The organism is Flavobacterium sp. W1B (genome assembly GCF_047344965.1).
Lineage (GTDB): Bacteria > Bacteroidota > Bacteroidia > Flavobacteriales > Flavobacteriaceae > Flavobacterium.
Window position 1 is genome coordinate 1,185,089 of sequence record NZ_CP178845.1, and the last position, 16,129, is coordinate 1,201,217.

Genomic DNA, 16,129 nt, shown 5'->3' on the forward strand with positions numbered 1-16,129 from the left:
CTTTCTACTTAACTGAAGACTCCGCTAAGACTGATTACTAAAAAACTGAACACTGAATACTATGTCAGGAATCTACATCCATATCCCTTTTTGCAAGCAGGCATGTCATTACTGCGATTTTCATTTTTCGACTTCAATGAAGAAGGCAGCCGAAATGGTTTTGGCTTTGGCCAAAGAAATCCAAATGCGTAAAATCGAGTCTGAAAACGAAGTGATTGAAACTATTTATTTCGGCGGAGGAACTCCAAGCGTGCTGACTTCGGAAGAGATTAATTTTCTGATCGAAGAAGTGTACAAAAATTACAAAGTTGCAGAAAATCCTGAAATAACTTTAGAGGCTAATCCGGATGATTTGTCCGAAGAACGAATAATCGAATTGTCAAAAAGTAAAATCAACCGATTGAGCATCGGGATTCAGTCGTTTTTTGAGGACGATTTGAAAATGATGAACCGCGCGCACAATTCGGCGGAAGCCAAAAAATGTCTCGAATTTGTCACTCAATATTTCGATAATATTTCCCTCGATTTGATTTATGGAATTCCTGGAATGAGCAACGAAAAGTGGAAACAGAATATCGAAACGGCTTTGTCTTTCGGAATTCCACATATTTCGAGTTATGCTTTGACGGTGGAGCCCAAAACAGCTTTGAATAAACTCATCCAAACTGGAAAAATAGCGGCGCCAAAAGACGAACTGGCGCAGGAGCATTTCATGATTTTGGTTGAAACCTTAGAAGCCAATGGATTTATACATTACGAATTGTCGAATTTTGGAAAGAAAAATTATTTTTCCAAAAACAATTCAGCCTATTGGTTAGGGAAAAAATACATCGGAATTGGGCCTTCGGCACACAGTTACAATGGGATTTCCAGAAGCTGGAATGTTTCGAACAATCCAATTTATTTGAAATCCATTCAGGAGGATAAATTGCCAAACGAAACCGAAATTTTATCTGTGGCGGATCGCTACAACGAATATATTATGACGGGATTGCGAACGATTTGGGGAGTTTGCCTTCAGCGAATTGAGGAAGAATTTGGCAAAGCGTATTTGGATTACCTCAACAAACAGACCAAGAAGTTTTTGGACGATGATTTGCTTTTTATTGAAAGCGGTATTTTAAAACCAACCTCAAAAGGAAAGTTTTTGACCGATGGTATTGCGTCTGATCTTTTTTGGGTAAATTTGGAATAATCTAACCATTAGGTTCGCAAAGAAGACACGATGTCGATGAAGCTTTGCGAACTTTGCGTAAAACTTTGTGCCCTTTGCGGTTAAAAAACATGAAAACATCAATCAAACATAAAAATTTGACCATTGAAGCGGATTTATCAAAACCTATTGATATCTCGATTCCGTTGATGAATACAGAAGAAAATCCGATTGCCTGGTATATTGAAAAACCAGAGATAAACCCAGTGGTTTTTGGCGATTGGATTGGGAGCGTACAGCAAGGTGCCTCAACAAATTTCAATAATATTTTTTTCAACCCGCACGGACACGGGACGCATACCGAATGTGTCGGACATATTACGCGCGAATTTTACAGTGTCAATCAATCGTTGAAAAAGTTTTTCTTTTTGGCGGAGTTGATTTCGATTCAACCGGAATCGCAGGGAGACGATTTGGTGATTACCAAAAATCAGATTGAAAAAGCTTTAAATGATAAAGTTTCAGAGGCTATAATTATTCGAACGTTACCTAATACAAACGACAAATTATCCAAAAAATATTCCAATACAAATCCGCCTTATCTGGAGGAAGCTGCGGCACGTTTTATTTGCGAAAGCGGAATCGAGCATTTGTTGATTGATTTGCCGAGTGTGGATAGAGAACATGACGAGGGGAAATTATTGGCACACAAAGCTTTTTGGAATGTGAAAGATGTTACAAATTTGAATACCGATGCACGATTGGAAGCCACTATTACCGAAATGATTTTTGTATCGAATGAAGTTCCAGATGGGAGTTATTTGTTGAATTTGCAAATCGCTTCGTTCGAGAATGATGCTTCACCGAGCAAACCAATTTTATATAAAATATGGTAACTGTTTCTACCGATAAAAATAAACTCGACATTCCCTTTATCCAATACTTTTTGAAGGATATTTATTGGGCAGCAGGTCGAACCATCGATGAAGTGCAAACTACGATAGATCATTCATTTTGTTTTGGGATTTATCTCGATGACAAACAAATTGGGTTTGCAAGAGTGATTACTGATTATGTGGTTTTTGCCTATTTGATGGATGTGTTTATTACGGAAGAACATCGCGGGAAAGGATATTCGTCGATTTTAATTGAAAAAATGATGACCGAACCCAAACTTAAAGAGATTAAAATTTGGCGACTGGCGACTTCGGATGCCCATTTTTTGTATCGAAAATTTGGTTTTAACGAATTGGCCAATCCTGAAAAATTAATGGAAAAAATTATCAAATGAATCTAGAAACCTATTACGAATATTGCCTTTCTAAAAAAGGAGTAACGGAGCATTTTCCGTTTGATGAAGATACGCTCGTTTTTAAAGTGGGCGCAAAAATGTTTGCATTGTCTTCTTTGGATAAATGGGAAAAAGGGCAGCCAGCTGTTAATTTGAAGTGCGATCCGGATCGTTCTGCCGAATTGCGCGCAGAATACGACGACATCAATGCGGGTTTTCATATGAGTAAAATGCATTGGAATACGGTAAGTATAAATAGAGATGTTCCTGATGGACTGATCCAAAAATTGATCGATCATTCCTATGATTTGGTTTTCAAAAGTTTAACAAAGAAATTACAAAATGAAATTCAGGAATTATAAAATTAGGTATTACTTTTGTGATGCAATTTGAATACAAATAATAAATTACTGAAATAAATTCAGCATAAAAATGAAGGAACAATTTAAGAAGTTTTTAAACGAAGAACAAGACCCTAAAGCCATTGAAAAAATCACTTCAAAGTTGAATGATTTATTGATGAAAAATGAGGAAATAGGTTATATTGCTGTACAGAAAAAGCCAGCCATTACCGTTTTACCGGACAGTATCGTATTGACAAACAAACGTATTATTATTTGTCAGCCTAAAAATTTGGGGCTTTCGATGGATTTTACAGATTTTACTTGGGATCAAATCGAAGGCACTTTTGTAAAAGAAAATATATTGGGATCCGAGTTTTCGTTTTCGACTAAAACCGATATGGTGGTTTCTATTGATTATATCCCGAAAATTCAAGCCAGAAAGATTTTTACCTATGCCAAAGAGCAATTGGATATTCTGAAAAATGGTACTGTTTTAAATGCAACGATTATCGAAGAAACTTCAGTTGATTCAACGGATGAATTTGAGATTGTTGAAGAAATGGAAACAGAAGAAGTAACTAGTTTTGCCGAGATAATGCCGGTTACTCCACCAGTTTTTAATATGGAAAGAGAAAATTTTAATGCTCCAACTGAATCTTCCAAAGATAATGGATTAAGCGGATTGTCTCAAGATGAGCTTTTTGAAAAATTACAGAATTACAAAAAACTATTAGACAATGGTTTGATTTTACAAGGAGAATATGATGCTTTCAAAAAAGAGATTTTGAGTTTGATGTAATTGAAAATCAATTTTTTTTAATACAAAACCCCGATAAATTCTAAATTTATCGGGGTTTGTTTTTTAACATAATTTAGGAGGATTAATAAGCTCCTAAGAAGAAACTACCAGAAGCGGCTTTTAATTTAGCTCCTTTTTTGATTTCTTTGGTTTTACTATTTACAATATAAATATTACCATCTTTTCCTGCAGGAGTTAATGGAAGATATACATTATCTCCAATAACACCAATGTTTTGAAACTGACCTAATGTTGTTGATAAAGCCGCATCAGTTTCAATATCTGTTGCTAATTTAGTAGCAGATTTATCATTTAGATTTATCAATGCTACATAGCCACCAGCATTATTGCTTCTTGTGTATAATACTATACCAATACCGTCTTTAATATATGTCCAAGCTCTTATACCAGCATCATTGATACCAAGAGCCGTATTCAAATTAAATTCATAAGTGTTGTCATAATCATTTGTTGATTTACTAATTCGTAATATCTGATGACCACTTCCCATACTGGTTGCAGCTTGATAAATATTTCCATCCGTACCTACATACTGTGTCATCGTACGATACGAAAGGTTATCTGTTATGGCTTTTGTAGATGTAATTATTTTAGGATTTTTCAAAGAAGGATAGTCTACCACATAGGTAAGAGTACCTAAGTCTCTTGCTAAAGTAGATAATTCCCAACCTGATATAGCACCAGTAGTTGTATTTGTAGTAACTGTACCATTTATATCATGTCTTCTAATACCCAATCCAATAAATAATTTGTCTTTAGCCTGATTTAATACAGGAACATCGGCTCTCCAAACATGATAACCTTTTGCCTCTAATTCAGTTCCAAGATTAATATCGATATTACCTGTATTTGTAATAGCTGTATTATTTAAGTCTATGTTTGCAATCTTTATTTTACCTTTAGGATGTCTCCATACATAATTTGGAGCGCTTCCTGTATAAGGATCTAATGCTTCGCCAAAAGAGACACCAACACCAATACCTTCTGCTGCTTTAACCCAACGAGGTGATGTTCCTAGAATAACAGAAGTATTCAGTTCATAACCTACTTCTTCATATTTTCCTTCTCCAGACACAGCGTATTTGTTGAATACACCACCTTCTGTTCCTGTATATTGGATGTTATATAAAAATTTGCCATCAGCAGAAGCTTGTACACGAGCAGTACGACTGGATTTTAATGCAAATCCTGTAACATATTTTTCTCCTTCCATTTTAAAAAGGTCTACTACATAATCTGGATTAGAGGCATTCTCCGGAGTAATAGCGTAAGCACGGGATCCTCCATTTCCTGCAGTTCCTGCAGCATCAGGAAAAGATCCTGTTAAAGTTATCCAACGCGTACCGTCTGCTACAGGTGGATTATTTTCTGAATCGTTGTTGTCGTCATTGCTACAGCTTCCTAATGTTAGCGCTGTAATTACTGTGCTGAATAATGCTATTCTAAACAGATTTTTTTTCATGATATTGATTTAATTTGATTATAAAAATTTACTAAATGTGTAATTCAATTTGAAATAGATTCCTCTACCTGGTTTTTGGATTTGAAAATTATCATAGACTTCGGCATTAAACATATTTTTTACATCTAAACTGGCTACTAATTTCTTAGAAGGAAAACGGTAACTCATTCCTAAATCATGTGAGAACTGGGTGGGCGTCATCGAATATTTCGGCTGGCCTCTTACGGTATAATATTCGCCTACATATCCTGCATTATAATAAGTGCTGAATATCGATTTCTTCTGAAAAAGATCATTAAAACTATACTGTATATTCGCATTCATGGTAAAAAAAGGCTCGTTGGCTACCTGATGGCCATAATATTTATTTGCTTTACCATTGCTGTCTAACTCACTTTTATCTAGATTGTTGAATTTTGAAATATTAAAAGAAGTATTTAATCGGTTGTTATAAACGTAAATAATTTCAGCTTCGAAGCCTTTTGCTTGTGTCTTTTCAAGATTTACATACCTTGATGTTTGTATATCAGCACCCGATTCGTCTTTGATCTCTGTTACATCCACAGTTTGCAGTGTAATTTTATTAAAACCGTTACGCCAGAAAGCATTTGCATAAAACGATATTTTGTGTTTGCCTAAATCTGATGGATTCCAGCGAAAGCCTAAATTGTAATTGATGTATTTTTCTGGCTGCAATTGAAGATTATTTAGAACATTCTGTTCAGGAGCTCCAAATAATTGGACTTCAGTGGGCATTATGTATGAGTTTTCTGTAGAACCAATAATAAATAGATTAGAAGTCACATTATAAGACACAGTAGCTCCGTAACCAAAATTACTATCAGTGTTACTATTGTGCTCTTCTACAATCGAATTTACTCCATCTGTTGTTACAATTTTTTTACGCGTGTCATTGGTACTATTAATGGTGTGCTTTCCTAAAATATTGGTCTTTAGTCTTCTATTAAAAGTTTCGGCTTCATAATTCATAGAAATAATATTCTTATAAATATGACTTTTGGTAGCTAAATCTTTGGCTGCAGGATTTAATAAATCTTCATCTTTTCTATTCGTTGCTTCGATTTTATGATTCAATGAAACGCGATGTTCATTAGTAATCATATACCCCAAATTGGTGCGCGCGTTAAGGATTTTTCTATCGGTGTTTGTTATTACTTTTTTACCTTGTTGTCCTCCGTCCTTTGTCCGCAAATGGACTATTTCGTCATTTTCAATAACTTCTCTAATTTTACCATCCCAATTGTAAGCATAACCAACCGTATCTTGTAAGTAAGTACTACGTTCGCTTCGAACTGCATTAATACTTAAAGCCAAATCTTTTGTTAGAAAATTTTTCTTATTGTAGTTCAGTATAAATGCGTGCGCTTCCGTTTCATTAAACCGACCTACATAAGGTACCGCCATTGTTATTCCGTGGGGAATCTCTGTATAATTACTGGATCCATTGTATCCAATAAAAAATTGATCAGCCCATTTGGTATCGGTAAAACCAACTTCAAAACGGCCAGCTATATTTTTATAAGTATTGTTGAATCGTTTTGCTTTATAGTTTCGGGTAATTTGCTGGTACACATTTACATAAGTAGATGAGTGCCCCCAAGTCTCAAAACTATTGTCTGTGTAGGTATAAGAACCGGAACCTCTAAATGAAAGTCCTGTTTTTTTATCACGATAAGTTACACCAAGATCTGATTGAAAAGTATTGAATGATCCATAAGAAATAGCGGCGGTAGCATTGTTTTGAGACACATCTTTTTTCAATACTACATTGATGGCGCCACCTACATAATCACCTGTTAGATGAGAGGGCAAGATGCCTTTGTAAACTTCTATACGCTCAATCATGGACGGAGGTATGTTATTCAGATTGAAAGATTGACCGTAGGTGGATATTTCTATTCCATCAAGAAATATTCCGATAGTGCTTCCAGACATCCCATTCAAGTTATACTCTACATTAGAGCCTATTCCTCCATTCTGTCTTACACGTACGCCAACTGATCTGTCTAGTAATTCATTGGTTGTCAGATTTCTTAAAGAAGCTTCTTTGGTTTCTATAATCGCAACAGCAAAGCCAGAAGCTTCTACTTTTTGTTTTTTTGATTTTCCTTTGATTTCGACATTTTCTAGAGCCTCGACTTTTGTATCTGCGCTTGTTTTTTCAATTCTATTGTCTTTCGTTTTATTTTTTTGAGCAATTGCAGGGATTGAAATTAAAATGAATAGAAATATGAAAAGGTATTTATTGAGCATAGTTTCTGATTAAAATTTTTTTAACACAAATTTGTTTTTATTTAGACTTATTATAAATAGATTTGCTGCAAAAGTACTATCTAGTTCTGAAGACAGTTAGGGAAAAGCGGATTATTATTTTCTAAAAGCGGATTATTATTTTGAAATTTACAGCAGAGATTTTAGGGCAAGAAGAACCAATTATTAGTATAGGTTCCAGTCATGTTTACAGTAAAAAGAGTCATTTTTCAGTAAAAAAAATAGGCTTAAAGAAGAAAGAAAATCAAGGATTTTCGACAAAAGTTCTTATCTCTGAGGGTGTTTTTATTCTTGATACTCAAATGTGTTTTTCAACGCCACAAAACTTCAAAATTCAAATAATAGGAGATACGGTAGTAATGAATTTTATTTCTTCCAAAAGTGCAGTAGTTATTGGTGAAAATAGTGGAAGAAAAAAAGATACCGCACAAAATAAGCACAATATACTTTTCGCATCTAACTATAGTGCCATGTTTAAAATACCTGCTTTCGAGCAAATGAATTGTTTAACGATACTGCTATCTCTTGATTATTACAGTGAATTGATTCAGGAAAACTGGGGTATTCATGATGACTTTTCTAAGAATATTACATTGAAGAAATCGACTTATTTAACTTCAAAATACGGTTCATTAAATTCACCCATTTTATGGGTTATTCAGGAGATTAAAAATTGCAACTACGAAGGGGCTATACAAAAAATGTACTTTGAAGCTAAAATAAAAGAACTTTTAATTTTACAATTAGAAGCCTTACTGAAAAAACCGCAAGTAGCGGTTTCTATAGCTGGAACAGAGTATGCAAAACTTCAGGAAGCCAAATTAATTTTAGAAGCCAATTTTACAAATGCACCTACACTTGCAGAGCTTTCGAGAAGAATATCTCTGAATGAATTTAAGCTTAAAAAAGGGTTTAAAGAATGCTTTGAGATTACTGTAAAAGGCTATGTAACCAAACTCCGAATGGAATATGCTAAAAAATTAATTAAGAAAGAAACTTCAAATGTAAGTGAGGTTGCCGAGAAATGCGGCTATAAAGATGTGTCTCATTTTTCGGCGGCGTTTAAATTATTTTATGGATTTACACCTATAAGTTTTAGAAAAAATCATTTGACTGCTAAACTTTCATTTTTGTGTTTTGAAATTTTGGATGTTTTTTCGGTGGATATTTTTTTTGTTTAAAAAAGCAAGATTGTATTAGTCGCTGATTCAACGGATAACTTTGAAAAGTTGAAAAATTATAAAAAACTCTTAGATATTGGACTGATTTTACAGGGAGAATATGATAATTTTAAGAAAGAGATTTTGAGCTATATGTAATAAAAAATGAATTAAATTTGGGCAGTCTTTTGAGATTGTCTTTTTTTTGCTTTATTAGAAACAGAAATAATTTCCCAAATGCACTGATTCTTAAGCACTGATTCAAATCGCCCAATTAAACTAAACAGACTATGATATTTACCGAATCCTTTATAATTAACCTCATCCAAGAACAATATAAACTGGATGTGACTTGCAAAATATTGAACGGATATGACGAGCTCAACTTTTTATTAACCGATTCATCTGATAAAAAATATATTTTTAAAATAGCGACCGAAGAGCACAATCCGTATTTTCTTGATGCGCAGGTGCAAATGTTGAAATTGCTTTCGAAAAGTGATTTGGCAGAAAAATTCCAACACTATATTACCAACGAAAGTAAAGAGGAAATAGGACAAATGACCATCGAGGAAACAAAATACTATTTCCGATTGCTTAGTTACTTGGAAGGGGATTTTTGGGTGAACCAAAAAGAGAAATCTCCTGTCTTAGCCCGAAATTTGGGACAGTTTTTGGGTGAAATGGATTTCCTTTTGAAAGATTTCAAACATCCAGCGGCAAACCGCCATTACGACTGGGATATCAAAAACGCCTTAGATTCCAGAAAAAATTTGCATTGTATAAAATCGCATGAAAACAGACGTTTGGTTTCCTATTTCTTGTTGCAATTTGAAACAGAAGTAACGCCAAATATTTCGTCACTAAGAACCGCTACGATTCATAACGATGCCAACGATTATAATGTCTTGGTAAATGGAGATATGATTACCGGTTTGATCGATTTTGGAGATATGGTTCACACTTCACTGATAAACAATTTAGCCATCGCCTGTGCTTATGCAATGCTCGACAGCGAAAAGCCGCTTGAAGTTGCATCCGAAATCGTAAAAGGCTATCATGAAAAAATGGCTTTAACCGAGTTGGAAGTTTCTTTGTTGTATTATCTGATCGGAGGGAGGCTAAGTATTAGTCTGTGTCAATCGGCGTATAATTATTCATTGGATAGTACCAATGAACATCATTTCATCACCGAAAAACCGGCCTTGAAATTACTGCACCAACTTATCCGAATCAATCCTTTAAAAGCACATAATGAATTTAGACTTGCTTGTGGATTCTCAACTTTGATAAATCCTAATGACACGCACGAAACAATCCTAAAAGAAAGACAGCAATATATTGGGAAAAACCTCAGTATCAGTTATGCTAAAAAAGTAAAAATAGACAAAGGTGCCCTGCAATATCTTTATGACGATCAAGGAAACACTTTCCTTGATTGCGTAAATAACGTGAGTCATGTTGGGCATTGTCATCCTACGGTTGTGAAAGCAATGCAAAAGCAGATTGCCACATTAAATACCAACACGCGTTACCTGAACGACAACATGATTGAATACGCCAAAAAATTGACCGCCACGCTTCCTAAAGAATTAACAGTTTGTTATTTTACCAATTCCGGAAGTGAAGCTAATGATCTTGCGATTCGAATGAGCCGTCATTTCACCAAACAAAAAGATGTGATTGTTCTGGATCATGCCTATCACGGTACTTCGACTACGGCTATCGAAATGAGTCCGTATAAATTTGACGGGAAAGGCGGTTTTGGAAAAATGCCTTATATACACAAGGCGCAAAATCCGGATATGTACCGCGGTGAATTCAAGTATGACGATATGAAAGCCGGAGAAAAATATGCCGAAGACGTTTCCCGTATCATCACCGCATTGGAAACCGAATCCAAAAAACCGGCCGCTTTTATCTGCGAAACCTTATTAGGTGTTGGAGGACAAATTGCATTGCCGTCTAATTATTTGAAAGAGGTTTATTCTAAAGTAAGAAACGCGGGTGGAATTTGCATTGCCGATGAAGTCCAGGTTGGATTTGGTCGTGTGGGCGAGAAATTCTGGGGTTTCGAATTGCAGGATGTTGTGCCGGATATTGTGGTATTGGGCAAGCCGATAGGAAATGGACATCCGTTGGCGGCGGTGGTTACCACCCAAGAAATTGCCGATGCTTTTAATAATGGTATGGAATACTTCAACACCTTTGGAGGAAATCCGGTGTCTATGGCAACGGGCTTGGCGGTTTTGAATGTAATAGAAGAAGAAGAATTACAGAAAAATGCACTTGAAGTTGGGAATTATTTATTGCAAAGATTAGCGGAATTAAAACCAAAATACGACATCATTGGCGACGTTCGTGGCAACGGATTGTTTGTGGGAGTCGAATTGGTAAGAGATATAATTTCTCTGGAACCTGCCGTTCCTGAAATCGACCATATTGTCGAAAAAATGAAAGACCGTGGTTTCTTTATTAGCACTGACGGTCCTTTATATAATGTTTTGAAAATAAAACCTCCAATTATTTTCAGCAAAGAAAATGCGGATGAGTTTGTGGATAATCTGGATGCCGTTTTTGGGAGTTTTTAAATAATTGAAAAAGATCTGTACTGAAAAATCAATCAGAAAGTTGCAAATTATTAGTAGTTAGTTTTTGTGATTTAGGCAGAGAATTAGCTTGTTTGTGATGAATAATAATTTTGTAAATAAAAAGGCAGTGTAGTTTTACACTGCCTTTTTATTATAAGGTTTTCTTTTGCTTTTCTACAAAATTATGTGCTTGTAATTCCAGAAGCTCGGTTGCTTTTTTTCGCTGTAAATCATACAGATTTTTGTCCTGTGTTATATCTTGATACACTTTATCGTGCATAGTTGCGCTGGTTTTTACCAAAAGCTCTCTCTGGTATTTATCTTGAGTCAGCGTTGTTTTTAATGCGGTTTCTAAATCTTCCAATTTAAAGTCATATTCCCCTTTTGGCGAAAGTAATTTGGCGATAATTGGCGATGTCTCAATGGCTAAAAACAAAAGCATGATGAAGAACGAAGGAATCCAAGGCAATTTGTTCAAAGCGTTGATTCTTGCCATTAAACCATCAAAACCGTCAATGATAGGTTGGGTTTCGCTTACTTTTTTGTCCAAATCGGATTGAAGTAATTTAGTTTTGCTTTCTTTTTCGGCAATTTTTGCCAAGTTGTTTTTTCGAATGGTGTCGAGCTGAGCCGAAGCCAGATTGTGTTTGGCTATTTTTTCCTTAAAAACAGGTCCTTTTCCTAATTTCATCGTGCCTTTTGTTCCTTCAGCTTCGGTGATGTAGGTTTCATACAATGTATTTACCTCTTTTTCTTTCTTGGTAATATCCGATTTTAGACTGTCAATTTCGGCCTTGTTTTTGTCTAAATCCGATTTGAAATAATTGGCCACTTCTTTTTTGTTTTCGAGAGCCATTGCATTTTTTTCTTTCAGTAAAACGGTATTGATTTCCTTTTCGAAAATTTTAATTTCAAGTGGCTTAGATATTACGATGGCAATGATAACTGCCAAGATAATTCGGGGTGTAGCCTGAAGGAATTCGCTCGAAAAATGATCTCTTTTTCGAATCGTGGAAACGATAAATCGATCGAGATTGAAAATAAGCAACCCCCAAACGAGTCCAAAAAGTAAAGCGGGATAAACGCTGTCGAAAACGGTAAAGAGTGCATAAGCACTCGCGATAAAAGCCATAACGGCCGTAAAGAAAACCGTGGCGCCAATCCCGATGTATTTGGTTTGTTCGCCCTCGGAGCATCCTTCAAGGAGGTTTTTGTCAGCCCCTGAACAGAGGATAAAGAATTTTTTTAACATGATTGATGATTTTTGATTGATGATGCAAATTTAACACCAAAAAATCAATATTGCTGTAAAACTTTGATTTGTTTTTGATTAGAATGTTGTAGAACGAAAAAAGAGCTGTTCTTTTGGGAACAGCTCTCTCAATTATTGAATTATAATTAACTTATGCTTTAGGTGCGCCTGCCATAATTTCGGCATTGGCAAATTCTTCAAATTTCGCGAAATTACTTTGAAATTTCTGACCTAATTCAATCGCTTTTTTATCATATAAATCTTTGTCTTCCCAAGTATTTCTAGGGTCTAAGATTTCACTAGGGACATCAGGACAAGATTGTGGAATAGCAATTCCAAAAACTGCGTGGTCTTTGTATTCTACTGTGTCTAATTCTCCGTTTAAAGCGGCAGTAATCATCGCACGAGTATATTTTAGTTTCATTCTGCTTCCTGTTCCATAAGGTCCACCTGTCCATCCGGTGTTGATTAACCAAACTTTTACATTGGCATCTTTAGTCTTCTTGCTTAACATTTCAGCATATCTTGTAGGATGCAACGGCATGAACGGCGCTCCAAAACAAGCTGAAAAATTAGGTTGAGGTTCAGTGACACCAGCTTCTGTTCCTGCAACTTTTGCAGTATAACCAGAAATAAAGTGATAAGCTGCTTGACCTGGTGTAAGTCTTGAGATAGGAGGCAAAATACCATAAGCATCGGCCGTCAAGAAGAAAATATTTTTAGGGTTTTTTCCAATTGATCCCGGTTGAATATTGTCAATATGTTCAATTGGGTAACTTACACGAGTATTTTGGGTTATAGAAACATCGCTATAATCCACTTCATTTGTTCCTTCTTTGAAAACTACATTTTCTAAAATAGCTCCTTTTTTGATAGCTCTAAAGATATCTGGTTCGTTTTCTTCGGTAAGATTGATCACTTTTGCGTAGCATCCACCTTCAAAATTAAAAACGGTATTTTCATTAGTCCAACCATGTTCGTCATCTCCAATTAATTTTCTATTTGGATCGGCCGAAAGGGTCGTTTTTCCTGTTCCTGATAAACCAAAGAAAATAGCAGTGTCTCCTTCGTTTCCTACATTGGCACTGCAATGCATCGGTAGTGTATTTTTGTCAACAGGAAGGATGAAATTTAATGCCGAGAAAATTCCCTTTTTCATTTCTCCGGTATAACCTGTTCCGCCAATTAGAGCAATTTTTTTGGTAAAATCCAAAATAGCGAAATTGCTTTGACGTGTACCGTCAACGGCAGGATGGGCCATGAAACTTGGTACGCACAATACAGTCCAGTCATTTTTAAAGTTGGCTAGCTCTTCTTGCCCTGGTCTCAAAAACATATTGTAACAAAATAAATTTGCCCAAGCAGTTTCAGTTACCACGCGTACATTTAATCTGTAATTTGGATCAGCACATACATAAGAATCTCTTACAAAAATCTCTTTGTTTGATAAATAGGTAGTAACCTTATTGTACAAAGCATCAAAAGCTTTTGGTTCGAAAGGGATATTAACATTTCCCCACCAAACTTGATTTTCGGTTATGCTGTCTTTTACAATAAATCGATCTTGAGGGGAACGACCGGTATATTCTCCGGTATTAATAGCTAATGCTCCTGTCGAAGTTTCCATTCCTTGACCTGATGCTATCGTTATTTCGTGTAATTCGTTGGCTGATAATTGATAATGAATCTTTGCGTTTTCAATTCCTAAGTCTTCAAGCGAAATCGATTGCGTAAACGGTGTGTTATTATTCATAAAATTAATTATTGTATTGTTTAATTTATTGTGCAAAAATAGAAATTATATTTCAGATTTGTTTTGATTATCTTAGTTTTATGATTTTTTGTTAAAATAACTCAAAAATAAAGTTCCCCAAGCTAATATTAACAAGAGTCCGCCTATAGGAGTTACAAAACCGATTATTTTGAAGTCAAATGAAGTAAGGCTATTTGTAGCTAATAAATAAATTGAACCAGAAAACAAGAGAATTCCTGAAAGAGTCAGGAAATAGATTCTTTTCTTTGTTTTTTGCGGCATGTCCGTTAGCATTCCAATAAAAATTAAAAAAAACACATGATACATTTGATAGCGTACCCCAGTTTCAAAAGTAATCAGCTGTTCAGTATCTAGTACTTTTTTTAGAGCATGTGCTCCAAATGCACCCAAAATGATTGTTAACATTCCAATAAAAGCTGCGGCTGAAATTATTTTTCTGTCCATTTTTTAAGTATTTTTTTCCTTGTAAAAGTATTCCTTATCTGATAAATCTAAAAGGAATTAGATAAATACTTTAGGTTGTCCTTGTTTTTTTAACAGAATGTGTTTGTTGTAAATGTAACAATTATGTATGTTTGTGTTATATTTATACGAAATTATGAGAGTTATTTTAGTAATTGGGGCAGGAAGATCTGCATCTTCGTTGATACAGTATCTTTTGAACAAATCGATAGAGGAGGATTTGCATCTTGTTATTGGTGACTTGTCATTGGATTTGGCAAAAAAGAAAATAAACAAGCATCCGAATGCCACAGCAATGGCTTTGGATATTTTTGATGCCAATCAAAGAAAAGAAGCGATTCAAAAAGCCGATATTGTTATTTCGATGTTACCAGCACATTTGCATATTGAAGTTGCCAGAGATTGTGTGGCTTATAAAAAGAATATGGTTACGGCATCCTATATTAGTGATGAAATGCAGGAACTGGATGCGGTGGTAAAAGAAAACAATCTGATTTTTATGAATGAAATTGGTCTGGATCCTGGTATAGATCATATGAGTGCGATGAAAGTTATTGATAGTATTAGGGATAAAGGAGGGAAAATGCTTTTATTCGAATCCTTTTGTGGCGGACTTGTTGCTCCTGAATCGGATAACAACCTTTGGAACTATAAATTTACTTGGGCGCCTCGTAATGTGGTACTCGCCGGACAAGGTGGCTGTGCAAAGTTTATTCAAGAAGGAACTTATAAATACATACCTTATTGCAATTTGTTTAGAAGGACTGAATTTCTAGAAGTAGAAGGTTACGGAAGATTTGAGGCTTATTCTAATAGAGATTCCCTAAAATACAAAAACGTATATGGTTTAGATGATGTTCTTACCTTGTATAGAGGAACTATTCGCCGCGTAGGCTTTTCAAAAGCTTGGAATATGTTTGTCCAACTTGGAATGACAGATGATAGTTATGTCATGGAAGATTCCGAGAACATGAGTTACCGCCAATTTGTGAATTCGTTTTTGCCTTATCATCCAACGGATTCTGTTGAAATTAAAACCCGTTTGATTTTAAAAATCGATCAGGATGATATTATGTGGGATAAGTTGTTAGAATTGGATTTGTTCAATGATACTAAAATGGTCGGGCTTAGAAATGCCAGTCCGGCTCAAATATTAGAAAAAATATTAAGTGAGAGTTGGGCTCTTCAAGCGAATGACAAAGATATGATCGTGATGTATCATAAATTTGGTTACGAATTAGATGGGGTAAAGAAGCAAATCGATTCTAAAATGGTTTGTATAGGAGATGATCAAACGTATACCGCAATGGCTAAAACCGTTGGTTTGCCGGTTGCTATGGCGACTTTGCAAATACTGAACGGGAAAATAAAAACTCCCGGCGTGCAACTTCCTATCAAAAAAGAAGTCTATTTGCCTATTTTGAAAGAACTGGAAGAATATGGTGTTGTCTTTAAAGAACAATCGATGCCTTATTTGGGTTATAATCCCGATAAAATTTTTTGTTAGTGTTTTTTAACTTGTTGTTTG

At 35.2% G+C, this 16,129-nt stretch carries 13 protein-coding genes; 8 read left to right on the forward strand and 5 right to left on the reverse strand.

All coding sequences use genetic code 11. The features are described 5' to 3' along the window. Window positions 1–61: 61 nt before the first annotated feature. The 5 genes from hemW to ACMDB5_RS05255 all read left to right on the forward strand — a co-directional run bounded on the left by hemW (window position 62) and on the right by ACMDB5_RS05255 (window position 3,587). Window positions 62–1,195, forward strand: coding sequence for a radical SAM family heme chaperone HemW (gene hemW, locus ACMDB5_RS05235; RefSeq protein WP_413999960.1), 1,134 nt, complete (start codon window positions 62–64; stop codon window positions 1,193–1,195). An 89-nt stretch (window positions 1,196–1,284) separates the two neighbouring features. Beyond that, window positions 1,285–2,049: a cyclase family protein gene (locus ACMDB5_RS05240; protein ID WP_413999961.1), complete on the forward strand. Its 765-nt coding sequence runs from the start codon at window positions 1,285–1,287 to the stop codon at window positions 2,047–2,049. Continuing rightward, complete coding sequence (locus tag ACMDB5_RS05245; RefSeq protein WP_413999962.1) at window positions 2,043–2,444, forward strand: GNAT family N-acetyltransferase; 402 nt, start codon at window positions 2,043–2,045, stop codon at window positions 2,442–2,444. Before ACMDB5_RS05240 ends, ACMDB5_RS05245 begins: the two co-directional genes overlap by 7 nt. After that, window positions 2,441–2,806 (forward strand): MmcQ/YjbR family DNA-binding protein, encoded by a 366-nt coding sequence (locus ACMDB5_RS05250; RefSeq protein ID WP_413999963.1) that lies wholly within the window; start codon window positions 2,441–2,443, stop codon window positions 2,804–2,806. The genes ACMDB5_RS05245 and ACMDB5_RS05250 overlap by 4 nt, the downstream gene beginning before the upstream one ends. Window positions 2,807–2,876: 70 nt before the next feature. After that, window positions 2,877–3,587 carry a PH domain-containing protein gene (locus ACMDB5_RS05255; protein ID WP_413999964.1) on the forward strand — a complete coding sequence of 237 codons (711 nt, stop codon included), beginning with the start codon at window positions 2,877–2,879 and terminating at the stop codon, window positions 3,585–3,587. A gap of 82 nt (window positions 3,588–3,669) precedes the next feature. Here ACMDB5_RS05255 and ACMDB5_RS05260 read toward each other — a convergent pair whose 3' ends face one another. Together ACMDB5_RS05260 and ACMDB5_RS05265 are read right to left on the reverse strand one after the other, a co-directional pair. Next, window positions 3,670–5,070 (reverse strand): hypothetical protein, encoded by a 1,401-nt coding sequence (locus ACMDB5_RS05260; protein ID WP_413999965.1) that lies wholly within the window; start codon window positions 5,068–5,070, stop codon window positions 3,670–3,672. Between the two features lie 18 nt (window positions 5,071–5,088). Continuing rightward, window positions 5,089–7,344: a TonB-dependent receptor plug domain-containing protein gene (locus ACMDB5_RS05265; protein ID WP_413999966.1), complete on the reverse strand. Its 2,256-nt coding sequence runs from the start codon at window positions 7,342–7,344 to the stop codon at window positions 5,089–5,091. Window positions 7,345–7,484: 140 nt separating this feature from the next. Between ACMDB5_RS05265 and ACMDB5_RS05270 the strand changes: the two genes are divergently transcribed. Both ACMDB5_RS05270 and ACMDB5_RS05275 read left to right on the forward strand, forming a co-directional pair. Beyond that, complete coding sequence (locus ACMDB5_RS05270; RefSeq protein ID WP_413999967.1) at window positions 7,485–8,543, forward strand: helix-turn-helix domain-containing protein; 1,059 nt, start codon at window positions 7,485–7,487, stop codon at window positions 8,541–8,543. 269 nt (window positions 8,544–8,812) lie between these two features. Then, the gene (locus tag ACMDB5_RS05275; protein WP_413999968.1) at window positions 8,813–11,113 is read left to right on the forward strand and encodes an aminotransferase class III-fold pyridoxal phosphate-dependent enzyme; all 2,301 of its coding nucleotides are present in this window, start codon (window positions 8,813–8,815) and stop codon (window positions 11,111–11,113) included. Between the two features lie 151 nt (window positions 11,114–11,264). Here ACMDB5_RS05275 and ACMDB5_RS05280 read toward each other — a convergent pair whose 3' ends face one another. From ACMDB5_RS05280 to ACMDB5_RS05290, 3 genes are all read right to left on the reverse strand, one after another. Next, window positions 11,265–12,365, reverse strand: coding sequence for a DUF4407 domain-containing protein (locus tag ACMDB5_RS05280; RefSeq protein WP_413999969.1), 1,101 nt, complete (start codon window positions 12,363–12,365; stop codon window positions 11,265–11,267). Window positions 12,366–12,516: 151 nt separating this feature from the next. Beyond that, window positions 12,517–14,118 (reverse strand): phosphoenolpyruvate carboxykinase (ATP), encoded by a 1,602-nt coding sequence (gene pckA / locus ACMDB5_RS05285; protein WP_413999970.1) that lies wholly within the window; start codon window positions 14,116–14,118, stop codon window positions 12,517–12,519. Window positions 14,119–14,196: 78 nt separating this feature from the next. Next, a complete protein-coding gene (locus ACMDB5_RS05290; protein ID WP_413999971.1) occupies window positions 14,197–14,583 on the reverse strand; it encodes a DUF423 domain-containing protein in 387 nt (128 codons plus the stop codon). 154 nt (window positions 14,584–14,737) lie between these two features. Between ACMDB5_RS05290 and ACMDB5_RS05295 the strand changes: the two genes are divergently transcribed. Further along, on the forward strand, window positions 14,738–16,108 hold the full coding sequence (locus tag ACMDB5_RS05295) for a saccharopine dehydrogenase family protein (RefSeq protein WP_413999972.1): 1,371 nt from the start codon (window positions 14,738–14,740) through the stop codon (window positions 16,106–16,108). Window positions 16,109–16,129: the final 21 nt, after the last annotated feature.